This window comes from Mycolicibacterium helvum, from assembly GCF_010731895.1.
Classification (GTDB): domain Bacteria; phylum Actinomycetota; class Actinomycetes; order Mycobacteriales; family Mycobacteriaceae; genus Mycobacterium; species Mycobacterium helvum.
In genome coordinates this window covers 2,529,055-2,552,575 of the sequence record NZ_AP022596.1, presented here as the reverse complement: position 1 = coordinate 2,552,575, position 23,521 = coordinate 2,529,055, and the positions used below count along the sequence as shown (strand labels likewise).

General features: G+C 67.0%; 19 protein-coding genes. 6 read left to right on the top strand and 13 right to left on the bottom strand.

Annotated features, from left to right (window positions below; genetic code table 11):
- Positions 1-62: 62 nt before the first annotated feature.
- The 6 genes from eccCa to G6N38_RS11805 all read right to left on the bottom strand — a co-directional run bounded on the left by eccCa (position 63) and on the right by G6N38_RS11805 (position 9,349).
- Positions 63-4,133, bottom strand: a complete 4,071-nt coding sequence (gene eccCa, locus G6N38_RS11830) for a type VII secretion protein EccCa (protein WP_163747696.1) — start codon at positions 4,131-4,133, stop codon at positions 63-65.
- A 2-nt stretch (positions 4,134-4,135) separates the two neighbouring features.
- Complete coding sequence (eccB, locus tag G6N38_RS11825) at positions 4,136-5,632, bottom strand: type VII secretion protein EccB (RefSeq protein WP_163747695.1); 1,497 nt, start codon at positions 5,630-5,632, stop codon at positions 4,136-4,138.
- A gap of 3 nt (positions 5,633-5,635) precedes the next feature.
- On the bottom strand, positions 5,636-5,953 hold the full coding sequence (locus tag G6N38_RS11820) for a DUF2710 family protein (RefSeq protein ID WP_163747694.1): 318 nt from the start codon (positions 5,951-5,953) through the stop codon (positions 5,636-5,638).
- 104 nt (positions 5,954-6,057) lie between these two features.
- On the bottom strand, positions 6,058-7,257 hold the full coding sequence (locus G6N38_RS11815) for a DUF5631 domain-containing protein (protein WP_163747693.1): 1,200 nt from the start codon (positions 7,255-7,257) through the stop codon (positions 6,058-6,060).
- A 62-nt stretch (positions 7,258-7,319) separates the two neighbouring features.
- Complete coding sequence (locus tag G6N38_RS11810) at positions 7,320-8,456, bottom strand: FAD-dependent oxidoreductase (RefSeq protein ID WP_163747692.1); 1,137 nt, start codon at positions 8,454-8,456, stop codon at positions 7,320-7,322.
- Positions 8,453-9,349: a DUF1295 domain-containing protein gene (locus G6N38_RS11805; protein WP_179968512.1), complete on the bottom strand. Its 897-nt coding sequence runs from the start codon at positions 9,347-9,349 to the stop codon at positions 8,453-8,455. The genes G6N38_RS11810 and G6N38_RS11805 overlap by 4 nt, the downstream gene beginning before the upstream one ends.
- A 255-nt stretch (positions 9,350-9,604) precedes the next feature.
- Here G6N38_RS11805 and G6N38_RS11800 point away from each other — a divergent pair, with 255 nt between their 5' ends.
- Both G6N38_RS11800 and G6N38_RS11795 read left to right on the top strand, forming a co-directional pair.
- Positions 9,605-10,801 carry an acyl-CoA dehydrogenase family protein gene (locus G6N38_RS11800; RefSeq protein WP_163747691.1) on the top strand — a complete coding sequence of 399 codons (1,197 nt, stop codon included), beginning with the start codon at positions 9,605-9,607 and terminating at the stop codon, positions 10,799-10,801.
- A complete protein-coding gene (locus G6N38_RS11795) occupies positions 10,764-11,945 on the top strand; it encodes an acyl-CoA dehydrogenase family protein (RefSeq protein ID WP_179968511.1) in 1,182 nt (393 codons plus the stop codon). The genes G6N38_RS11800 and G6N38_RS11795 overlap by 38 nt, the downstream gene beginning before the upstream one ends.
- Positions 11,946-12,029: 84 nt before the next feature.
- On the opposite strand, the gene G6N38_RS11790 is transcribed toward G6N38_RS11795, so the two are convergent.
- The 3 genes from G6N38_RS11790 to G6N38_RS11780 form a co-directional block, all read right to left on the bottom strand.
- Positions 12,030-12,275, bottom strand: a complete 246-nt coding sequence (locus tag G6N38_RS11790; protein ID WP_163747689.1) for a hypothetical protein — start codon at positions 12,273-12,275, stop codon at positions 12,030-12,032.
- Between the two features lie 328 nt (positions 12,276-12,603).
- On the bottom strand, positions 12,604-13,611 hold the full coding sequence (locus tag G6N38_RS11785) for a patatin-like phospholipase family protein (RefSeq protein ID WP_163747688.1): 1,008 nt from the start codon (positions 13,609-13,611) through the stop codon (positions 12,604-12,606).
- A gap of 88 nt (positions 13,612-13,699) precedes the next feature.
- Positions 13,700-13,930 carry a hypothetical protein gene (locus tag G6N38_RS11780; RefSeq protein WP_322790568.1) on the bottom strand — a complete coding sequence of 77 codons (231 nt, stop codon included), beginning with the start codon at positions 13,928-13,930 and terminating at the stop codon, positions 13,700-13,702.
- Positions 13,931-14,080: 150 nt separating this feature from the next.
- Here G6N38_RS11780 and G6N38_RS11775 point away from each other — a divergent pair, with 150 nt between their 5' ends.
- On the top strand, positions 14,081-14,371 hold the full coding sequence (locus G6N38_RS11775) for a hypothetical protein (protein ID WP_163745676.1): 291 nt from the start codon (positions 14,081-14,083) through the stop codon (positions 14,369-14,371).
- A gap of 62 nt (positions 14,372-14,433) precedes the next feature.
- On the opposite strand, the gene hrpA is transcribed toward G6N38_RS11775, so the two are convergent.
- Positions 14,434-18,336, bottom strand: a complete 3,903-nt coding sequence (gene hrpA / locus G6N38_RS11770) for an ATP-dependent RNA helicase HrpA (protein WP_407662985.1) — start codon at positions 18,334-18,336, stop codon at positions 14,434-14,436.
- Positions 18,337-18,435: 99 nt separating this feature from the next.
- On the opposite strand from hrpA, the gene G6N38_RS31005 reads away from it, so the two are divergent.
- Both G6N38_RS31005 and G6N38_RS11765 read left to right on the top strand, forming a co-directional pair.
- On the top strand, positions 18,436-18,567 hold the full coding sequence (locus tag G6N38_RS31005) for a hypothetical protein (protein WP_281357907.1): 132 nt from the start codon (positions 18,436-18,438) through the stop codon (positions 18,565-18,567).
- Positions 18,564-19,496 carry an aminoglycoside phosphotransferase family protein gene (locus G6N38_RS11765; RefSeq protein WP_163747686.1) on the top strand — a complete coding sequence of 311 codons (933 nt, stop codon included), beginning with the start codon at positions 18,564-18,566 and terminating at the stop codon, positions 19,494-19,496. The genes G6N38_RS31005 and G6N38_RS11765 overlap by 4 nt, the downstream gene beginning before the upstream one ends.
- 3 nt (positions 19,497-19,499) lie before the next feature.
- Here G6N38_RS11765 and G6N38_RS11760 read toward each other — a convergent pair whose 3' ends face one another.
- A complete protein-coding gene (locus G6N38_RS11760; protein ID WP_163747685.1) occupies positions 19,500-20,246 on the bottom strand; it encodes a hypothetical protein in 747 nt (248 codons plus the stop codon).
- The gene (locus tag G6N38_RS11755) at positions 20,243-21,856 is read right to left on the bottom strand and encodes a S53 family peptidase (RefSeq protein ID WP_163747684.1); all 1,614 of its coding nucleotides are present in this window, start codon (positions 21,854-21,856) and stop codon (positions 20,243-20,245) included. Before G6N38_RS11755 ends, G6N38_RS11760 begins: the two co-directional genes overlap by 4 nt.
- A gap of 73 nt (positions 21,857-21,929) precedes the next feature.
- Here G6N38_RS11755 and G6N38_RS11750 point away from each other — a divergent pair, with 73 nt between their 5' ends.
- Positions 21,930-22,808, top strand: coding sequence for a DUF4344 domain-containing metallopeptidase (locus G6N38_RS11750; protein WP_163747683.1), 879 nt, complete (start codon positions 21,930-21,932; stop codon positions 22,806-22,808).
- Between the two features lie 13 nt (positions 22,809-22,821).
- On the opposite strand, the gene G6N38_RS11745 is transcribed toward G6N38_RS11750, so the two are convergent.
- On the bottom strand, positions 22,822-23,511 hold the full coding sequence (locus tag G6N38_RS11745; RefSeq protein ID WP_163747682.1) for an Rv0518 family GDSL lipase: 690 nt from the start codon (positions 23,509-23,511) through the stop codon (positions 22,822-22,824).
- Positions 23,512-23,521 lie beyond the last annotated feature (10 nt).

Sequence of the window (23,521 nt, the reverse complement as noted above, 5' to 3'; positions counted from 1 at the left end):
GTGTGCTGGCGACCTAAGGCGACTTATGTAATTGCGATTGCAGCTAACTCGTAGGCGGTCGCTCAATCCGGTGTACCAACCAATACCCCTTCCATCGCGCCGTCGGTAGTCACCAGCAGTCCGCGGCCTGGCGGCAGTTGCTGAGCGCTCGTGCGGCCAAACACCTTCACGGTCTGCGGGTCGTTGTCCATGAACAACGTCGGGGCCCGAGATCCGGTGAGCTTCTGCAGGAATGGGCTCATCGCCGAGACGCCGGCCCAGTTGCCGGGCAACCGGGTGGCGATGACGTGTAGTCCGATCTCCCGGCTCCGCTCGATCAGTGGCCACAGCGGCGCCGTCGCGGCCGCCTTGCCGATGGCCCCGCTGGGCCGTAGTTCCTGCTCGTCGTCGATGAGCACGAAGTGGTGCGGACCAGTCCACGATGAGCGGCTCATCAGCTCCTCCTGGCTCAAACCGGACGGCGGCAAGCGGTCCCGCATGATCTCGGCCAGGTCAGCGAGGACCTGATCGATATCGTCGGGCGTATAGGCGTATGCCCGCACCTGCGGTCCTTGAATCTTCCCGATCAGGCTGGTTTTCGGGTCGATGATCGTGATCTGCGCTTCTTCGGGTGACAGCCGCGCGGCGACAGCCTGCCCGAAGGCGGCCAGGCTGCTGGTCTTTCCGCAGCCCTGCCTGCCGACCACCAGCAAGTTTGGCGCTTGCCGGCTTGGCAGTGCCACCGGTTGCAGCGCACTCTCCCCCAGCGCGAACGGGATGTCGAGGGAGTCGGCGGTGCCTGGGTATGCGGCGACGATCTCCCGCAGGGCGATACGTTCCGGCAGCCGGGCCAACGTCTCCACCCTGCCGGCGCCGGTCTGGGCAGCGATCACCTGGCCGACCTGACGAGTCGGAATCCGCTCGCCGCCCGGGCCGACGATCTCGGGCAGGCCGATCAACAACTCCTGGCTCAGCCGTGTCACCCCGAAGCCGGGGCGGTCCAGGGTGTTTCGCGCTGCGCGACGATGCTCCATACCGGTACCCATCTGGGTCTCGTCGGGATTGCTCAGCCTCAGCTGGATCCGGGCGTTGGAGACACTCAGCAGGGCCTGCTTCTGGCCGACCAGCCACCCGCTGGCGCTGGTAGCGACATGGATGCCGTAGGACAGACCCTGGCGGGCGATCGCGATCGCCCGATCCCCCATGCCGTTGTCCTTGTCGTACAGGTCCCCGAAGTTGTCGATGACAAGGAAGATGTCGCCGAACTTGTCGTCGGGATCGGTGCCACCGCCACCCGCCGCCCCGAACCGGCGCTCGCGGAATTCCCCGATGTCCATTTGATAGCGCTTGAACGATGCCTCTCGCGCGCGGATCAGGCCTTCGATCGTGGCCAGGGTCCGCGATACCCCTTCACTGTCAGTGAGGCTGACGACGCCGGCCACGTGCGGCAGCTCCTCGACGGGGTAGAGGGAGGCACCCAGGCAGAAGAACGTCACCCGCTCGGGGCGGTACATCAGCGAGGCCGAGGTGATCAGAGTCATCAGCGTCGTGGACTTCCCGCGCTGAGCGGTCGCGACCACCATGATGTTGTCCATCTCGGCATCGATGATGTGCACGCGCTGCGCATGGTCCTCGGGGAAATCCTCGATACCGACCGGAATGACCAGCCCCGGGTTCTGGCCGTAGTCGACCCACCACGGCTTGCCCCGCCAGCGCTCCACCAGGGCATCGGCGGTCTCGCCGACTTCCAGTGGTGGCAACCAAATCTGGTGCGGGGCCCGAGCTGGGTGCGAGACCAACGATTCCCGAATGACGTCGAGCAGCTTCTTCTTCTTGAATCCGTCCGCGTGATAGAGGAACTCGTCGGGTTCCTCCGGTGCGTCAGCATCGGCCAGCGCGGCGTTGTCCTCGGCCGACAGCGGCTGGTACTCCCAGGTCAGCGGCCGCGGTTGGGTGAAGCTGACGTCCACTGTGGTGTCGGTGTTGACCACCTTCTTCGGCACGACAAAAGGCGCCGAGACATAGAAGCACCGGAACTGTTCAAGCTCCCGCGGCCCGACCTTGAGCAGTCCGTAGCCGGCTTCTTTGGACGGTAGATGTAGTGCGGCGTCGCTGCCGATGACATCGCGCGAGTCCTCGGCGGTCTCCGCGCGCAGCGCGACCCGGAAGGCGATGTTGCTCTTGGCTTTACTCAGCGAGGACAAATCCAGCCGCTGGCCGCCGAGGGTGAAGAAGACGTTACAGCCGCGGCCCTCCTGGCCGATGTGGATGACCAGGTCGATCCACTCGGGGTGATTGTGAAAGAGCTCGAGGTACTCGTCGATGATGACGAGCAGGATCGGAACCGGCTCAAGATCACGCCCGGCCAGTCGCATCTCTTCGTACTCGTTGGCGTCACGAGCACCGGCGTCCTTGAAAAGCCGGTAGCGCCGGGCGATTTCGCCGTCAACAGCTTTGCGCATCCGTTCAGCCAGGTGCCGGTCGTCCTTGCCAAGGTTGGACAGCGAGCCCGCCACGTGCGGCAGCCCCTCGAGGTCCTGGGCGGCCGACTCGAACTTCATGTCGACGAAGATGACGATGAACGTCTCCGGCGAGTGGGTCAGCGCGATCCCGTTGCACAGCGACAGGAAGTACTCCGACTTGCCCGAACCCGAGGTTCCGATCACCACCGAGTGGAAGCCGAATCCACCGAAGTCTTTGGCTCGCAGCACGATGTACTGAAGTTCTCCGCCGGGTTTGACGCCGACGGGCACCACTGCCCACTTCGGGTCGCCTCGGCCACGGCTTTCCGCCCACAACCGGTCGACGTCGAGACGTCGCGGATCGGTGATGCCCAACGCCCGCAACAGCTCTCCGCCCTGGCTGTCGGTCTCGGACAGCTCGCCCGCAGACATCGGTGACCACCGGGCCAGCGCACGGGCATACCGATCGGCGGTGCTCTCGGCGAGCATGTCAGCCACGGCATAGAAGGCTCCGCGGTGACGGAGCCGGCCCTCACGCAGCGAGAAGCGCTCCTCCTCGTCGGAGAAACCGACCCCGCTACCGGGTCGGGATGCCAAGCGCAACACCGTGATACCGGCCATCCCCTTCTGGCCGGTGATGCCTTCCCACTGCTCGGGGGTGCCGACGTTGTCGTCGACAATCACCCAGTGCGGGCCCAGCGCGCTGCCGGACGCCGCCTCCATGGGCGATCCCATGGTGGTGGGACTGGATCCGCTCGGTGGTGTCCACGGCCCCCTGCCCTTGCGGTGCAGCTCGGAATCCAGCGCGTCCTCGAGCTCGGTCGGTGAGGTGAACACCAGCCGCCGCAGACCGCAGGCGTCGAACATCTCGTCGTGTTGGTTGTGCGGCAACCACACCAGCCACGACCACAATTCCGGGTGCCGGGTAACCACCATGAGCTTGATGTCGTTGGGGCTGTGATAAACCGCCAGCGAGCACAGCACCGCCCGCATGAAGGAGTGCAGCTCGTCGGGATCGTCGCCGACAAAGCTGAACCCCGGGCGTGCACGCAGACTCAGCACCTTGCCGATACCGCGGATCTTGCTCTGCTCGAGGATGAAGTCGCGCAACGCCCGGCCCGTCACTGGTTCGAGCTCTTCGCCGACGGGTACTTCCGGCCACTGAAGCGACACCGCTGAGTCGGCGGTGGACTGCACGCCGATGCCGAGGCGCACATCCAGGAAATCCGCGTCGGCAGGCCGGCGCTCCCACATCCGCGGGCCGCCGATCACCGTGTCCAGCTCCTGTGGGTCGCCGTGGACGAACAGCTGACTGTGGCGCTGCTCCTGGGCGGCGCGCTGTACCTCGTCGCGGTCGTCGTCGAGCTGACGCAAGTACATTCGCCGCTGCTTTTCCTGCTCGCCCCAGCTGATGCGGCGACCGCGGCCCAGCCGGCCGCTGAACATCAGCGCGCCGAATCCGACCAGACCGATCATCGGGAAGAACCCGGACTGCAATGAGCGGACACCGGAGGTGTACATCACGACGAGCGTGCCGATGATGCCCACCAGCAGGGCGGGCAATGCGATCATCAGCAGGATGTTGCGCGGTTCCCGCTCGGGCAGAGCCAGGGGCGGCGCGACGGCCACCCGCGCCGGTGGCACACTCGGCGCCGGCTTACGTCTGCCGCGGACGAATCCCCGTTTCGACATCGCTACCCTCCCGCGTTCTGTTGGCCGGGCGCGGCCACCGGCGCCACCGCACCGCCGGGATCGATTGTGTCGCGGGCCAATAGCGCGGTCGCGCGGTTGATGGCCGGACCAGCCGCGAACGTCCGCAAGATGGGCCACGGCGCCTGGACGGCCCGGCGCGGATCCACTCCGAGCGCCTGCAGTGTGTTCTGGTCCCATTCGATGCCATACCGGACACCCTGCGGTGAAACCCAATAGAGGGCTTCGCGGGTGTCCGATGTGATGGCCCCGCTGGTGGATGCGACGAAGTTCGCCGCCCCCGGCAGCATCAGGGTCTGGTTCGCCTCGACAGAATCCGGATCGCGGCTGTCCCGGACCAGCCGCACAATGTGCGAGTCCATGCTCTCCGGTGTCGGCAGGCCACGGCCGGTGAAGAACGTCACCGCGGCCTGACGGTCGGTGGTCTGCTTCTGCCAGCCCACACAGGTCACGGGATTGGCGTCGGTGTCAACGAAATCCAGCTTGCCGGTTGGATAGAAATCGACGCTGAGCGCCGTCACCTGGGGAATGTCGACCAGCTTGTCGGGCGAGATCAGTTGCGGGGTTGTCGAACCCTGGCTGTCCGCGGTGCGCAGCAGGTCCGCGACGAAGCCGGTGATCTTCTGGACGCCATTGGGCAGCAACGCGTAAAAACCGCTGACCACGCCGTTGGAATCCTTCGTTTCCAGGACACTGCCCACCACCGATCCAGCGAGCAGCCGCGACGGGGTGCCCGCTTCCGGAATAACCGGTACCACAAGGGGTTCGGTAGCCGGCATGGCGTCAAACAGGGCGTTGGAGATGTCAATGGGCCGGGTCGATCCTGGGTCGAGCCCCAGGTTGAACGTGACTGAGCGGTCGGCCGGGTCGATCTGGGTCCGCTGGCCGTTCCAGATCAGATAGGTGCCGGTGCCATGGGTGGCCAGGACTGCCTGCGTCGGACGCAGAGGCTGGGCGCGGCCGGCGGTGGACAGCTGGCCGGCGATGGCCGTCACCACCGGCTGCTGGCCGCTGCCCCTGGCCGCGGCGGTGTCGCACACCGACCACGCCGAGACGGGGTTCGCCGACACGGTCAGGTCGTCCGGGACACCCGGGATCCCGACCATCGGGCCGGTCGGATACTTGGCGATCTCGCCGGCGTTGACCCAGGTCGGCGTCGACGCGCTACCCGTCGCCAGCCGCGCCGACGTCAGGTTGAGTGCCGGATACAGCCGGCCGTCGATCTTCGCGTAGAGGGCACCCGTGTCGCGGTTGCCGATGATGTTGGACTGGCCCACCAGCCCTGCGGGTTTCATGAAATGCAGCAGGGCCATCCAGCCACACCCGATCAGAACGAAGACGATCGACAGTGCGACCGCGGCCTGCTGCTTGCGGTCGTCGTGTTTCATCCGCACGGAAAAGCGGGTGATGGCCGCCCGCAGGCGTCGGTTGTAGAAGAGGTGACCGGAGTTCTGGTCCCGGTTGGACAGATTCAGCGGCACGGGTCACCGCAGCCCGGCGCCGTATCGCGCCTGATTGTCGGTCTCAGCCTCCTCGCGTAGCGCCGCGAACGCCAGGTTCAGCCGATCGCTGAGCTCACCATGGCTGTAATCGGTCACGACTGCGGGATGCAACGTGAGTTCGATGAGTTTGCCGTCCGAGTTTGCCACCGCGTGTATATCCCCCAGGTCGACGCTGTACGTGATGGTCTCGGCCTGCGCGACGAGCGCTTCCCACCGCTCGGCAGCCTCGCTCAGTTCCTGTAAGACCGCATCGACGAGATCCCTGTCGCTAAGCTCGCGATCGCTGCCGGATCCCGCCACTCAGCCAGTATGTCGAGCGTCGCTACCTGCGTCAATTCACCTTTGCGGTAAGCGTGACCGCCGGGGACGGAAAACGCCTCAGCAACCTCAGACCATAGGTTGAGTTACGGCGTGGCGCCCCATTGACTCGGCTGCGGCGCATTGAGGGCTTCGAACCAGGCGAAGTGATAGTTGGCAGATACCCCGTCGCCGGCGGCAATCGCCTCAGTCGCGGCCAGCAACAAACAGTTGCTCAGCAGCGCCGGGTCGACGTCTGGATACTGCGCCATCAGCTGATAGCGGGCGGTGTCGGCATGCACGCGCAAGACATCCACTTCGGCGTCGAGCACCCCGGTGCGCGCGGCACCCGCCTTCGCCAGCGTGTGCACCAGCCTCGGCAAGCCGTCGCGCCAGTGGGTGGCCTCCGCAAGCTTCCACCCCAGGTCCTCAACGCGGGGCAGCTCCCGGGCTTTCGGCGACACCGCCGTCGGCTCGCCGCGAGCCCCGGCGAACGAGTCACCCGGGTGGTAGGCCGCCGATCGCACGACATCCCCCAGGAGTTCTCCGATGCGGCCGCGACGCCTGGCCGGCGCAAGCAGTTCGACACCGGCGGGCAACGCAACACCCGGCGGGATCCAGCCGTGCGCGAGGTCGGTCACCAGCACGGGCGCGCCACCGTCGCGCTCCCCGACGGCCCATCGCAAGCCGGGCTCCTGACGGGCGACGAATTCCAGCAACCGCTCCAGATGGTGGCCGTCAGGTTCGGGTTCGGGTTCGGGTTCGGGTTCGGGTTCGGGTTCGACGACCGGTTCCGGTTCGATGACCGGTTCCGGTTCGACGACCGGTTCCGGTTCGATGACCGGTTCCGGTTCGACGACCGGTTCGGGTTCGACGACCGGTTCCGGTTCGATGACCGGTTCCGGTTCGACATCCGATGCGACTGCGGGGAGCGCCGGATCTGTATCGAATTCATCTGCTGCAAAACGTAATTGCCGAATCGTTGACTCGACACGCTGCACTGCGTACGACCTGGCCACGTCGATGATCCGGACTTCCTCGGCTCGTCGAGCGAAGTCGGGAAGATCGGCATGACGCAGCGCTCGCAACCGCTCGTTGGCCGAGTTCGCGATTCGCTGCAGATCGTTCTTCAGGTGCTCAGCGACGATCGCGGTCTCTCGCGTGACCGTCTCCAGCTCCGAGGGCCACAACCCGCCGATGACCCACGGTGTGCAATCGGCGGGGGTGTCGAACGACGGCACGGAGAGAGCGCGCTGCGTCGCCCTCTTCAGACGCTGACGCGCCGTATTCCGGCCGAAGATCGCCACTGGAAGGAGCCTACCGTCGATCGCGCCGCTGTCAGTTCGGCCAGCCGTCCGCACCAGCCCGTTCAGCTCAGCGGCTGGTTCTTCCGCACACCTTTGTAGATCCCGCGGCGCACGATCCACGGCATCAGGAACCGGTCGATCGACCAAGCCGGGAACCGGTAGGCGGTGCCGTTGGGGGCGAACACCTCCAGCCCGTCGGCCTGGATCCCGACGATCGAACCCCACCGCCGCCGCGGCGCCCGGTACTTCTTGAGCGGGCGATCGTCCAGGGTGGCGCGGATGTTGTGGGCCAGCAGGGAATCGGCCCGGGCCCGCGCCGAGGCGCGAAGCGGATCGGTGGCGGCCACGTCGCCGATCGCGAACACGCGGTGGTGGCCGCACAGCTGCAGTTCCGAGGTGACCTTCACGAAGCCCTGCTCGTCGAGCAGTTCGGGTGGCAGCCATTCGGTGTTCGGCTTGACCCGACCGATCGCCCACAGCACCGCATCGGCCTGCGCCAGCGGCTGCCCAGCGCTCCATTGCACCGGCGCATCGGTGATCTCGTCGCCGTCGAAGCCATCGGGCAGTACCGCGCGATGGCCGGGATGCACGCTGACGCCAAGCCCAATCAGCTTGCTCTGCAACTTTTCCCACGCTCGCGGATGATGCTCGGTCAGCGCCCGTTCGCCCGGGAAGTAGAGATCGACCTTCTTGCCCGGCCAAGCGGTAGCAATGTTGGCGGCCGCACTCACCGCCGCCGCACCGCCGCCGACGATGATCACCGAGGACGCCGCACCCAGCCGGTCGTGGGTGGCGGTCAAGTCGGCAGCGATCTCCTCGGGGGTCTGCAGGGTGGGCTGGCGCCAGAACCCATTGCGCACCCCAGTCGAAATGACCAGCACGTCATAGGTTTCGGCGACCGGCGAGCCGTCTGGTGCCGTTCCCAGCACAGTGCGGTTCTCCAGATCCAGACCGGTGAGGTTGGCCTGCACGGTGCGCACCCGGTCCAGCGCCCGGTATTTGTCGAACGCGACCCAGTTATCCCGGGCCCAGTCCTTCGGGCGGGCCAGTCGCAGCCCCAGCTCCTGACCGCTGAGCAGCGCGGGCTTAGCCGAGATGCCGACGACGTCGGCGTGGCGGGCCAGCTTGATCGCGGTGAGCAGCCCGCTGTCACCGAACCCGGCGATCACGATGCGCGGGCGTGCGCCATGTGGGCTCATACGCTGGCCTTTCGGGGTGGACGCGGAATGAGCATCGGCACTCGGTCGATGACGGCTTGATACTGCGGGCGCCGCGCCAGGCTGCGCTTCTCCATCAGCGGGATGCTGGCGCCCAAGAACATCGCCAGCATCGCGACGACCCCGACAAAGAGCCACCAGGCCGACGCCGGGGCGGCGGCCACCCCGAATAGCGCCATGGCGAACCAGAAGCTGATCTCCCCGAAGTAGTTCGGGTGCCGCGACCAGGCCCACAGCCCGCGGTCCATCACCGCGCCGGGCTGCTTGTCGCGCACGAAGCGGTGCATCTGGGTGTCGGCGACCAGCTCGAGGGTCACTGCCCCGATACCCACGGCGAACGCAACCCAGCTCAGCCAGACCAGTCCCGGCCCGGGCGTGGTGACCGCGATGTAGACGGGCAGCATCCCGAGAAACACCTGCACGGTGGGGACCAGATGAATGCCGAACAGGTCAGCGAGGAACTCCCACCGGCCGGCACTCTCGCGCAGGATCGGGTAGCGCCAGTCCTCGTGGTGCAGGCCCGGGAAGCTGTACGCCCAGTTGCCGGTCAGCCGCACCGCCCAGTACGTGACGACGATCGTGAGCAGCCAGCAGCGCAGCGAATCCAGGCCCAGTGGGCCGGCAGCCCACCAGTAGATCAGCAACAGCGGTGGGATCACGCTCCAATAGGCGTCGTAGAAGCTGGAGTTCCGATACGCGCGGGAGAAGATGAATACCACCAAGGTGGCCAGTAAGTCGGCAATGAGGGCATCTAGCCAGAGTCGGCCGGTCGCCGACGGACCCCACAGCAGCCAGGCCGCGCCGACCGCAACCGCGACGATGTAGGCCACGGTGACCAGATAGAAGGACCCTGCCCGGTTCGGCGTTACTGTCATGCAACCTCCTGCCGCGGCCGAACTGTAACACGTTCTAGTTACCGCATCCCGGCCGACGTTTCGCATCGATTCTGCCGTCACCTCAGAGTGGATTCTGGCGGGTCGATCCGCGGGTCGCAGAACTCGCGCGCGACTGAATCTGACTCTGCAACCCCGGCGTCGCGTCTGCTCTCACCGCGGACTCGATCCCGACCGCCGGACCAAAACTTGACACCTGCCAACAACCGACGACATGCGGTTCCTTATCGTGTCGGAATGAGCACCGTCGCTGATGCTGAGCGGGTCGAAGACCTGGCCCGGCGGGTCGTGGCCGACCACGACCCGAAGAAAGTCCCGATTCCAGAATTCCTCGGCGCCTGTTACGACGCCGGCCTGTCCTGGGTGCACTTTCCCGAGGGCTTCGGCGGCCTCGGGCTGTCGCGTGGAGTACAGGCCGTCGCTGATCGGATCTTGCAGGGTGCCGGCGGCCCGGTGCCACTGGGCCTCAACCCGATGGGCTACGGCATGGCCGCCCCCACGGTTCGTGAGCACGCCCAGTCCGACGACCTGAAGAAGGCACTCCTGCGGCCGCTGGCCACCACCGAGGACATCTGGTGTCAGCTGTTCTCCGAACCCGGCGCCGGCTCCGATCTGGCGGGTCTGGCCACCACCGCGGTGCCCGACGGCGACGAGTGGGTGATCAACGGCCAGAAGGTGTGGACCAGCCTGGCGCACCGGGCCCGCTGGGGTCTGCTGCTGGCGCGCACCAACCCCGATATCGCCAAGCACAAGGGCCTGACCTACTTCGTGCTCGACATGCACGCCCCCGGAGTGGAGACTCGCCCACTGCGCCAGATGACCGGACAGGCCGAGTTCAACGAGGTCTACATCACCGACGCCCGCATCCCCGACAGCCATCGCCTCGGCGCGGTCGGCAACGGCTGGGGCGTGGCGATGACCACCCTGATGAACGAGCGTAGCGCCCTGGGCGCCAGTGGCAGCCGCCGCGGCAGCGGCACCATCAAGGACGCGGTGACGCTGTGGGCCTCTCGTCCCGACCTACACACCCCCGTGCTGCGGGACCGGTTGGCGCAGTTGTGGTTGCGCTCGGAAGCCCAACGCCTCACCTCGGAGCGCTCCCGCGCCTCGGCGACCGCAGGCGGGCCGGGCCCGGAGGCCTCGGTCGGCAAGCTCGTCGGCGCCTTGCTGAACCAGCACATCTACGAATGGTGCATGGATCTGCTTGGGCCCGAAGGGATTCTGTACGACAGCTACGCGTTGGCCGATGGCGCCGGTGACGCAGGTGACTGGCGCGGGCCGATCCAGCAGCGCTTCCTGCGCAGCCGCGCCAACACCATCGAGGGCGGCACCACCGAAGTGATGCGCAACATCCTCGGCGAGCGGGTGCTGGGCCTGCCCGGTGACCTGCGTGCCGATGCCGGTATGCCGTGGAAGGAGATCCCCCGTGGCTAGTGAGTTCAGGTTCACCGAGGAGCAGCAGGATCTGCGTGCCGCGGTGCGCAAGTTCTGTGCCGATAACTTCGACGAAGCGACCGTGCGCCGGTTGATGGAGTCCGAGGTGCCCTTCGACACCAAGGTGTGGAACCGGCTCGGCGCTGAGCTCGGCGTGCTCGGGTTGTCGGTGCCCGAGGCCGACGGCGGTGTCGGCGGCTCGCTGGTCGACCAGGCCGTCGCGGTGGAGCAGTTCGGCGCCACCCTGGCATGCGGGCCGCTGTTCGGGACCGTCTACCTGGCGGTGCCCGCTCTGGTCGCCAGCCCCGGCGGTCCGGCGCGCGACGAGTTGCTGGCACAGCTGGTCGAGGGCACGCGCACCGCGGCGTTCGCCGTCGCCGATAAGGCCGGCGCGTTCGACCCGTCCGCGGTCACGGTGACAGCCAACGGCAACACGGTGTCCGGAACGGTCCAGCGGGTGGTCGACGGTGCTGCGGCTGACGAAATCCTGGTCGCGGCAACGAGTTCCGACGGCATCGGGCTCTACGCGGTGGACGCCAAGGACACCCAGCGCACGACACTGATGACGCTGGACCTGACCCGCCCACAGGCCACGATCACCTTCGCCGACTCCCCGGCCCGGCTGCTTGCCGGCCCTGAGGAGGCCGACCGGGTGATCACGCACGCGCTGCAGGTGGGTTCGGCCCTGCTGGCCGTCGAACAGGTCGGTGCCGCACAGCATCTGCTGGACCTGGCCGTCGAATACGCGAAGTCCCGGCTGCAGTTCGGCCGGCAGATCGGCTCGTTCCAGGCGATCAAGCACAAGCTGGCCGACATGCTAGTCGACCTCGAGCACGCCCGTTCCGCCGCTTACCACGCGGTGTGGGCGCTGTCCGACGGCTCCGACGACCCGGCTCTTGCCGTCAGCATCGCCCAGGCCACCGCATCGGCGGCGCTGAGCCACATCGCTGCCGACACCATTCAGGTGCACGGCGGTATCGGCTTCACCTGGGAACACCAGGCGCATCTGTATTTCAAGCGCGCCACCACCGATGCCGCACTGCTGGGCACCGCCGAACAGCACCGGTCCCGGGTCGCCGAATTCGTGCTCGACGATGCGAGCGCCGAGGGCGGGACACGCGTGGCCGATGGCCTACCGGTCTAAGGACTACGCATAACGAAACGTTCGGGTGCGAGAAGTGCTGAGAACTTCTCGCACCCGAACGGTTTCCGTGGTACGCCCGGCTCGTCAGCCGCGATGGCGATTCCACTGGTGGTGGTGATGGATCGAGGAGCCGGGGACCGGCTGGTTGCTCTGGTGCGGGAACGCCGGGTGCGGTGTGGGGTGGCTCATGCCGGGTCCGGCGGTGTCGGCGTAGCCGAGCGGTGCGGCTCCCAACGCGACCAGCGCGGAGCCGGTGGCCAGGATTGCGCCTGCGGCAATGCGCTTGAACCAGATCGTGGTTGATGCGGTGGTAGTTGTCGTGATGGTCATGGTGGTGCTCGTTCTCTTCGTGCTTTCGCCGGTTTGCCGACGGTGATCTAACGATCACGCACCCAAGCCCTGATGTCTGTCGGGCGACCAGGCCATAGCCGGGATGAATCCGATGTCCACCGATCGGGGGATGCCGGTCGGGGACGACATGCCAACAATTCTCACCGACGAGGTGATGAATCAGCTGGTACCGCAGGGCATCTACGACGAGATCCCCGCCGTCCTAACACTGTGGTATTCGGGACTGTGCAGGGGAATCAACCTGCCGCTTCGGCGCACTGCTGGATGCCTGCCGCCAGATCCCCACCGCCGCAAGAACCTAGGTCGGTCAGCGGAACCGTTCGAGACATTCCCGCTCGTCGAAGGTCGACAGGAACGACGTGGCCGCGTTGTAGCCCTCGTCATACAACGCGTCGATCTCCCGTTGGCTGATGTGGAAATCCAGCACACCGACCTTCGTCGAATCCACTCGGATGGTCCGGCAGCTCACCCACGGCAGGTTCAGGTAGGCCTGGTCACGGCCGACCAAGATCGTGGTGATCACGTGCTCGAGCAGGCTGGGACCGCCGAAGTGCCGCAGTGGGGCCAGTGCGGGGATCACCTTGTTGTTGTTCTGAGGGAGGTCGGGCAGCAGCGTCACGCCGAGGGTCGGCCATCGTGGCTTCTTGCCGTCGGAGCGATCCAACGAGTCGATCGGGTAGTTCGACAGCAGCCCGCCATCGACAAGCGTCGATTCGCGGCCCGTCGCGCTGGTGATCTTGACCGGGCGGAAGAAGAACGGAATCGACATCGAGGCGCGCACCGCATCGGCGACCGGCTGCTCGTCGGGGTCCAGCCCATAAAGCCGTCGATAATCCCAGGGCAGCCTGACCAGCTGACCAGTTGTGACATCGGCGACAGTCAGCACGAGCCGGTAGCGACGTTCCTCCGGCAGCTGGTCGTCGTCGAGCCGGAGGTCACCGAACGTGGTGACACCCAGCTCGCGCAGCTGGTCTGCGATGAAATTGTGGGCGTAATCACCCTGGTAGATACCGGAGCCCTGCAGGATCGCCCAGGATGGCCCGAGCAGCGGGAGACGCTCGACGGGGCCGGGGTCGAGGAACTTGCGATAGTCGATGCTCAGCGTCAGGTCCCGGACGTCTGCCGGGGTCAACCGGTCGTTCTTGGCGGCCGCGGCCACGATCGACCCGACGATCGAGCCGGCCGACGAGCCGGCGATGCGGTGGGCCCGGTAGCCGGCCTCCATCAGCTTGACCACGGCGCCGGCCAGACCGATACCCTTCACCCCGCCACCGGCAAGGACCAGGTCGATGGGCTTCCTCACGGGTGTGGGCATCGCCCAATGCTAGGAGCCGGACCTGAGGAAAACCGTCGGGCGGAGAAGCATGACGCTTCTCCGCCCGAGGCTGGGGGGGTTTGGGCGCCTACCCGGCGCGGTGCCACTGGTGATGGTGGTGCGCGGTCGATCCCGGGACCGGAACGTTGTGTTGGCCGGGGAAGGTCTGGTGGTGGCCGGGCTGATTCACACCTGGGCCGCTGTTGAACGAGCCGCTCTCGGCGAGGGCGTCGGTAGCCGAACCAAAGGCGAACAGTGCGGAACCCGCGGCCAGTGCGCTACCGGCGGCCAGCCTCTTCATCCAGGTCATGGTGGTCATGTCAGTCATATCCTCGTTGTCGTCTTCGACTTGTCTCTAGTCGGCTTTCGCATTTCGTCAGTGCGTAAACGGTCTCGCATCCGGGCGCCGATGTCTGTCGGGCAGCCGGTGGATAGTCGGAGGGAATCCGATGTCCCCCAATTGGTGGACATGGGTCAATTCCTGCCAACCGACGATCATCTGCTGCCAGCGGAATTACTGCGCCCCCTGGCGGCGTTGGGACTGTCAGCGGCGCGGAAATCGACTCCGGCCGTTGAGGAAGAGGGAATAGACATGAAGAAGTACACCGTCACCGCTGCCATCGCAGGCGCCATGACCGCCGCCGTTCTGGGCTTCGCTGGGACCGCTCAGGCCGACCTCGGTCACAACGACTGGGTCAACAACATCGGCCCGGTGGCGACAGCGCCGCACGTTGACACCACTGTGCATGGAAGTCGTTGATCCTCAACGGACTCCAACAGAGGGGCACCCGATTCGGGTGCCCCTCTTGCATGTGCGCACCGTCACGCCAGGACGGCGTCGATAGCGCGGTAGATGCGCTGTTCGCTGACCGGCCGGGGGGTGCCCAACTGCTGGGCCCACAGGCTGACCCGGAATTCTTCGATCTGCCAAGCAATGTCGCGGACATCGGCTGCGGCGGCGCGGGTGGGCGACAGCGCCTGCAGCAGCTCGGTGTAGGCGTCTTCGACGGTGTGCACGCGTTGCATCCGTTCGCGGTCGGCCTGCGGGGCCTGCGCCAGCCGGTCAAGGCGACGGCCGATGGCGGTCAGGTACCGAGTCAGGTCGCCCAGACGCGCGGCGCCCGTCTCGGTGACGAAGTTGCTGGCGACCAAACTTCCCAGTTGCGAGCGGATATCGGCAATCGCGTCGGCCTGCGCCGCAGCCGGCTTGTCCGGCAGCGCAAGCTCCACCTCCTGTAGGGCGGTCAGCACCTTTTGCACGCGGGCCACAATGTCCCGGGTGGTCACGGGCAGCGCCGCAGCCACCCGGTCGCGTAACGACGCGAAATCTGTTCTGGTCCAGACCGGCTGGGCCGCCAGCACGTCTACGGCCGCATCGGCGCAGTCTTCGAGTAGCGCGGCCAGCGACCCGTCCGGGTTGGCCCCCAAGACCAGGCGGGTGCGCGGATCCAGCGCCTTCTCCAACGCTTTCACCGGGGACGGTATCGCCAACCGGAGCAGGCGTCTGGTGCCGGCTCTCATCGCCGCATCGCGTTCGGCCGCAGTGGCGAACACCCGGACGGCCACTCCCGCGCCGGCATCGACCAGAGCCGGGTAACCCCGCACAAGATGGCCGCCGACGGTTGACTCGACGCTGTCCGGCAACCGGTCCAGGTCGTCGGGCCAGGTTCGGAGTCCAGTTCGTTCCAGGTCGCTGGCCACCGCATCGGCCACTGCCTGGCGGGCCGAGCCGGCGAGCTGGCGCTGCAGCGCCTCGAGGTCCTTGCCGCGGGCCACCTCGGTGCCGTCGACCGTTTCGACGGCGAAGGTCACCCGCAGATGAGCGGGGATCTTGTCCAGATCGAACGCGGTGATCGGTACCAGAACGCCGGTGCGCCGGTGTAATTCGCGTTGCAGCGCTTCCAGTAGCGGTTCGTGGCCCGCGTTGATGTCGGCGAGCACCACCCGCGCGGTGTCGGGCGCTGGAACGAAGTTGCGGCGCAGGTCTTTCGGCAGTGACCTGATCAACGCGGTCACCAATTCCTCACGTAATGCCGGTACCTGCCAGCCGAACTCGTCGCCGCCGAGGCGAGCCAGCACCCCGACCGGGATGTGCACGGTCACCCCGTCATCGGAGGCGCCGGGCTCGAACCGGTAGGTCAGCGGCAACGACAGGTCGCCGGCCTGCCAGTTGTCCGGCCGCTCTGCCGCATCGTCGTCGACGCGCAGCAGGTCGTCGCGGGTAAAGGTCAACAACTCCGGGGTCTGGTGGCGTTGTTTCTTCCACCAGCCGTCGAAGTGCCGCGCTGAGACCACCTGCTGCGGAACCCTGTTGTCGTAGAAGGCATAGATCTCGTCATCGCCGACGAGCAGGTCGCGGCGCCGGGCCCGCTCCTCCAGTTCGGCGAGCTCAGCGCGCAGCCGTGCGTTGTCGGCGAAGAAGTGGTGCCGGGTCTGCCACTCCCCCTGCACCAGCGCGTGCCGGATGAACAGTTCCCGGGACACCACCGGGTCGACGCTGGCGTATCCCACCCGCCGGCGCGGCACCAACGCGAGCCCGTAGAGCGTCACCCGCTCGAAAGCCATCACCGCGCCGCGCTTGGCATCCCAGTGCGGCTCACTGTAGGTGCGCTGCACCAGATGTCCGGCGACCCGCTCGAGTACCTCGGGTTCGACGCGTGCCGCGATGCGCCCGTACAACCGGCTGGTCTCCACCAGGTCGGCGACCACGATCCAGCGTGGGGGCCGTTTGGTCAGCACAGACCCCGGGGCGAGCACGAACTTGGTATTGCGCGCACCCGTGTAGTCGCGCGAATCCCCCTCTCGCAGGCCAATATGCGACAGAAGCCCGGCGACGACGGCGGCGTGCACCCGCGCCGGATCGGCTGGTTCGGGGTCGTCGGATTCCCGGATCCCGATATCACGGGCGATACTGCGCAGCTGGCCGGTCAGGTCCTGCCATTCCCGGATTCGCAGATAGTGCAGGAACTCCTCGCGGCACATCCGCCGGAAGGCGCTGCCGGATCGCGCCTTTCGTTCTTCGCCGAGGTATCGCCACAGGTTGAGGAAGGACACGAAATCCGAATGCTCGTCGGCGAACCGGGCGTGCTTCTGCCGGGCGGCCTCCTCGCGGTCGGCGGGTCGCTCCCTCGGATCGGGGATCGACAGCGCCGCGGCGAGCACCAGCACCTCACGCACACAGCCCTCGGTGTCGGCCTGCAGGATCATCCGCGCCAGCCGGGGATCGACCGGCAACTGCGCGAGCCGGCGGCCGATATCGGTGATCGCGCCTGCGGAATCGAAGGCACCCAATTCCTGCAAGAGCGCGATGCCATCCCGAATGCTGCGCTGCTCAGGCGGATCGAGGAAGGGGAAGCTCTCGATCTCGCCGAGCTGTAGCGCGGCCATCTGCAGGATCACCGCGGCCAGGTTGGTGCGCAGGATCTCGGGGTCGGTGTACTGCGGGCGCGCGGCGAAGTCCTCTTCGGAGTACAGCCGGATGCAGACACCGGGTGCGGTGCGCCCCGAGCGACCGGCCCGCTGCGCGGCCGACGCCTGCGAGATCGGTTCGATCGGCAGCCGCTGCACCTTGGTGCGCCGGCTGTACCGCGAGATTCGGGCGGTGCCGGGGTCGACCACGTACCGGACGCCTGGCACGGTCAGCGACGTCTCGGCTACGTTGGTGGCCAACACAATTCGCCGCAAAGTCCGCGACGGCTGGAATACCTTCTGCTGCTCGGCGGTGGGCAGCCGCGCGTACAGCGGGAGCACCTCGGTGTTTTTCAGATCGCGTAACGCCTCGGCAGTGTCCCGGATTTCCCGCTCTCCGGACAGGAACACCAGGATGTCACCGGGCGGTTCGGACTCCAACTCGCGGACGGCATCGACGATCGCTTCGGTCTGATCGCGGATCTCGGTGCGCACGATCTCGTGGTCTGGATCGTCAGGATCGTCCGAATCATCGTCGGCTACTGGCACTTCCAGTGGCCGATACCGGATCTCCACCGGGTAGGTGCGCCCGGACACTTCCACGATCGGCGCACCGTAGAAGTGATCGGCGAACCGCTGCGGTTCGATGGTCGCCGAGGTGACGATCACCTTGAGATCCGGCCGGCGGGGCAGCAACTCGCGCAGGTAGCCGAGCAGGAAGTCGATGTTGAGGCTGCGCTCGTGCGCCTCGTCGAGGATCAGGGTGTCGTAACGCAACAGGCGCCGGTCGCGCTGGATCTCGGCGAGCAGAATGCCGTCGGTCATCAGCTTCACCAGCGTGCGGTCGCTGGCCTGGTCGGTGAAGCGCACCGTATAGCCGATCGTGTCGCCCAGCGGGCTGCCGAGTTCATCGGCGATCCGCTGAGCCACGGTGCGCGCCGCCAGCCGGCGCGGCTGGGTGTGGCCGATGGTCCCGCGCACTCCGCGGCCGAGTTCCAGGCAGATCTTGGGCAGCTGGGTGGTCTTGCCCGAGCCGGTCTCGCCGGCGATGACCACCACCTGATTCTCGGTGATGGCTTTGGCGATGTCGGCGCGCCGGTCGCTGACCGGTAGGTCGGGGTAGGTGATCGCCGGCACCGCGGCGGTGCGGGTGGCGATCAGCGCCTCAGCAGCCGTGAACTGCTCGGAGATCTGCCGCAAGGTCGCCGCCGAGACATCCCCGCGCAGCGACTTCAGCCGCCGGCCCAGCCGGGTGGCGTCGCGAATGGTCAGTCCGTCGAGGCGGGCACGCAGTGCGCGCAGCTGGTCGAGGGACACTTCGGACACTCGGGCAAGGATAGGCGGCAACGCCGATGAAGTGCCACAGCGGCGGCGGCGGCCGCCCGCGGCGTTCCGCAGTGCGTAGGCTCGACTGCGATGACCATTTGGATCGTCGTCGGGCTGCTGCTGGTCGGCCTCGGAATCGTGGCGAGCCAGCTGTTTCGGCTGAAGGATTGGCTGAACAAGCCGCCCCCACCCAGCGAGCACCCCGACGAACCCGACACGTGATCGACCTCCCCGCCGGGGTGCGGGCGATGGCCGGCCGCGGGTCGCGGTGGGCGATGTGGGTCGAGGCGCTGCCCAGATTGGCCCATGACGTCGTCGCCGAGTGGCAGCTTCGGCCCGACGGCCCCACCGCCCACGGTTACTGCTCGCTGGTGCTGCCGGTCCGCACACCGGACGGCGTGGCCGCGATGCTCAAGCTCGGCTTTCCCGACGACGAATCCGAACACGAACATCTGGCGCTACGACGCTGGGGCGGCGACGGCGCGGTCCGCCTCCTGCGCGCTGATCCGCACCGCCGCGCCCTGCTCCTGGAACGCCTCGGCGACGATGACCTGACAGGTCTCACCGACATCGAGGCCTGCCGCGTCGTCGCCGGCTTGTACCGGCACATCCACCTCCCGGCTCTGCCGCAGTTGCGACCGCTCACGTTCTACCTCGACCGCTGGATGACAGAACTGGCCGAACTGCCGCGCAGCGCACCGATCCCGCGCCGACTGGTGGAACAGGCGCTGAGCCAATACACCGACCTGACGGCGGACCCCGCGGCCACCGCACGGGTTCTCCACTGCGATCTGCACTATGAGAACGTGCTCGCGGGTCAACGCCGACCCTGGCTGGTCATCGACCCCAAACCGGTGAATGGCGACCCGCACTACGAGGTCGCGCCGATGTTGTGGAACCGCTTTGACGAGATGGCCGGCGACATCCGTGATGGGATCCGCAGGCGCTTCTACACGCTGGTCGACGCGGCCGAGTTCGACGAGGACCGGGCTCGGGCCTGGGTGGTGGTCCGGATGGTGATCAACGCTATGTGGGCTGTGCAGGATCCCGGCGGGCTGGGGGTACCGCCCGGCCGCAGGCGAGGGGGAGAGCGAAGCGACACCGGCTGGCTGACGACCTGCATCGCGGTCGCCAAAGCCGTTCAGGATTAGCGACTATCGAGGCGGGTCGCCGCGCCACATGAAGCTGTTGACGTACTTGCCCATGTCCTTGGCGATGTCGAGGTTGGCCGGCGACGGCGGTCCCGGTCCGTCGTCGGGTCCGAATTGATGGAATGGCCCGACCGCACCGGCGACCAGCGCCAAGTCGTTCTTGACCGCGACGACGATGATGATCCGCAGATGCTCTGAATCGGCCGACGTGCCCTTCGGCCAGTCGTCGGCGACCTCGCCGTAACCAGGTTCGTATCCCAGGATCGCGTTGGGCAGCTCGTAGGCCGTCACCGCGTCGGGGAACATCTTGGCCAACAGGTCCGCGGCCACCTGACGGGCATCTCGACCCTGGGCCGGTTCACTGAACAACCGCAACGTCCCCCCGTCACCGACGGTCAACTCGGCCCGCACCCCGTTGGGTTCCATGGTGACGTCGTACGCCGTACCGGGCGCCGGGTAGGACACCGAGAACGACCCGTCGGGCGCGAAGTAGCGCGGGTTGGTTGCCACCGGCAGTCCGGTCGGGGGACGGCCGCAATCCGGCGGGCAACGATATTTGATCGGCGCCGGGGTGATCCGAGTCGCGACGACGCTCAGCGCCATCATCGCCGTCACCAGCACAACCACCCAGATGCCCAGGGTCAGGAAGTACCCCGGACCGCGCTCGTTGCGTGCCCGGTAACTGCCGGCCGGTACGGCATAGCCCGCGAATGATCCCGCATCTTCTCGATCTGCAGCCGTGTCGGTCATCGGCGCAACGACTTCAGGACGAGGATGGCTTTCATCAGGTTGTCGACGTTGGGGGTTCCCAACCCGGTGATCATGTCGTAGCCGGGCACGACGGGTGTCACGGCGTTGGCCCCGAGGTAGACGTCTCGGAATCCCGGCACCTGCGACCCGCTGGCGATCTCGTAGATCAGCGGGTTGAAGTCCCCGAGTTGCGCCAGACCGCGGGCGGTGAGGAACTGGTTGATCACTGCCGCCAGCCCGGCCCAGATCGGCGCCGCCTGCGACGTGCCGCCGCCGACCGATATCTGCCCGTTGAACACGAATTTGACGCCGGTGAACGGATCGGCCACCGCGGCGATATCGGGAACCAGCCGTTTGTCCCGTGGGCCGGAGTGCTCCGACGTGTCCTGCCACGAGGGGCGGTCGAACAGCACCGATGCGCCGCCACCGCTTCCCTGGGTCAGTGGGACGTCGTACCAGCCCTGTTCGGCCAGCCACTGGCCTTCCGAGTCGGTGGACAGCGTTGTGCCGCCGACGCCGGTCACCTCCGGCAGCGAGGCGATCGCGTCGACGCCGTAGTCGTCGGGGCTGGGCGGATCCGACCAGTCGTGGCCGCCTTTGCATTCCAGGCCGGCCAGGTCGCCGCTGGCGACGAAGGCCGTGGTCCCGTTGCGATGCGCGCGGGCCAGCGCCGAGCGCACCGGCGCCAGGTCCGCCCTGGCGAGCAGGCGATCGCAGCCCCAGCCGATCGAGAAGCTCCACACCGCGCCGGGGTAGCGGCCGTCGACCTCCTCCATCAGCTGCCCGAGTTTCACGTACGCCGCGTCACCTTCGGCGGTAGGACGAGCGTTGACCAGGACGATCCGGGCCGATGGCGCGATTGCATGGACCATCTGCACGTCCATCGTCGCCTCGCCGCGCCGCTCTGGCGGCATCCCGCCCATCACGTCCAGGTTGATCCTCGGCAGCGTGAACCAATCGGAGAATTTGTCCAGGTCACGCTGATCGACGCCGTCGAAGGTGAAGACGACCACCGTCTGGCCTTGGCCGGTATATCCGGCGGAGGTCAGCGGGCTGACGTTGTAGGCGGTGAGCAGTTCGGTCGGCAGCAGTCCGCCGTTGGGGACGTCGAGCGGTGGAGTCGGCGGCGTGCCTTCGTGATGCGGCGTGTACCCGAGAATCCGGCCCAGGTCCGCAACTTCCGCACGCAGTTGTCGCGGGACATTGGGCTGCTGTGGGGAGGCATAGAACACCGGTCCGCCGGCGCGCCGATAGTCGTGCACCTCGACGTCGAAGGCACGGGCGATCGCGCGCGGCGCACCCTCGAGGATCGCCCACGGGTCACCAGCGCGCCATCGCACCGCTATTCCGTGCGAGGTGGCCCACTTGCTCAATGCCACCGGTTCGGTGGGCGTCTGCAGTTCTGCGGTCAGCTGGACCCGTTTGGCGCCGGCCGGCCCCAGATCAACGGACTGGGCGAGCAACCGGGCAAACGGGCCCGTAATCAGGTTGTAGGGCGACGGTGGTGTCGGGCGGTCGGCAGCAAACATCGCGAGGACCACCGCAAGTGTCGCCACGAGCGCTGTCGGTCGGTGACCCCGGCGACGCCGTAGCCGTAAGCGTCTGCGCATCACGGAAACGATCCCATACTGATGCTGCGCGGTCAGTCCGGCCGCCGTCGTGGGGGTCGCAGAGGAGGTCGCGATGGCACGCTCAGGGGCATTGGTGGTGGCCGTCGGGTTGCTGGCCGTGGGATGCGGCGCGCAACACGGCGGCGACACTAAACCGGCGTCGACCAACGCCGACCCTCCGACGGCATCGGCGGTCGAGGCAACGTCGGCCGCCGGGTATCCCGCACCGAAAGCCAAGACCGGAGACAAATCCGGCCAGATGGTCGTCACCTACGAGGAGGCAACCACTCCGGAGGCCATCGCCGGACGAGATCTCATGGAGAAGACGCACTTTGTGGACGACATTGCCAAGTCGGTCAGCGATTGGTACGTCCTCCCCTACGACATCCCCGTCGTCGGCGCGCAGTGCGGAGAGGCCAACGACTTCTGGAGCCCCGGCGACAAGAAGCTGACGCTGTGCTACGAGGACATCGCCGAGAGCGAGCGGATCTTCGCCTCCGACCCCAAACCCGAGGAGACCGCACGGCGGATCGCGATCGGAGCGTTCTTCCACGAGGTCGGCCACATGGCGATCGACATCTACGACCTGCCCGTCACCGGACGCGAAGAGGATGTGGCCGATCAGCTCGCGGCCTACGAACTGCTGGCGCCGTACGCCGACGGACATGTCGACCAGGACTTCGTGCAGGCCGCCAAGGACACCGCCCGCGAATACTCGGTGCTCAGTAAGGAAGGCGGCCCCCTGGAACAGGAAGCCTTCTCCGACGTCCACACCCTCGACCAAGCCCGGGCCTACAACTTCGACTGCTGGATCTATGGATCCAACCCGGAAGCCAACGCCGACATTGTCAGCTCGGGGCTGCTCCCGGAGGGCCGGGCCGACGGCTGCCAGGGCGAATGGGATCAGCTGGTCAAGGGCTGGACCGCCCTGCTGGAACCGCACATGCGCTGAGCTGACCCACCGCCTACAGCGGGATAGCCAGCTGGCTGCGAATCAGCGGCGCGATCTTCTCAGCCATGTAGGCGTGTCCGGCATCGGTGGGGTGGACGCCGTCCGGGCCGATCAGGTCTGGTCGCCCGACGAACCACCCTTCAGCGAGCGGGTCGATGAAGACCGCGCCCGCAGCCCTGGCCTGTGCACACAGCGAGTCCCGGAGGGCTAACACCTCCGGCGGCGGGTCAGCTGTCGGCCACGGCGGTCCGATCACCAGGAACTTTGCCTTGGGGGCCGCCCGCCGCGCGATCTGGAACGTGTCGCCGACCAGCCTGGGATACGCCTGCATGTCGACGGGTTGATCGTTGCGGGACCCGAAGAACACCACCAGGGCGTCATCGCGATCCACAACGCGGGTGGTGAGGTCCTCGAACAAGCTGCCCCGGTTGCCGCGGATCCCATAGCCGGCGCCGCCCTCAGCCGCCACGTTGGCGTCGACCCTGGCCCCTTGGCTGGCCAACAACAGCCAGGCTCGGGAGGTCCATGACTGCGGCCCCTGCCCGCCCTCGTCGGTGCCGGTTGTGTACGAGTCACCGATGACCGCGATGCGGCTGAGTTGCGAGCCACGGTTAGCCAAGGCGTAACCGACCGACGGCTGCGAATAGCCGAGAATCGCAGCCAACACCACAGCGGCCGATAAACCCGCCGTGGTGACACGCACAAGGACTTCC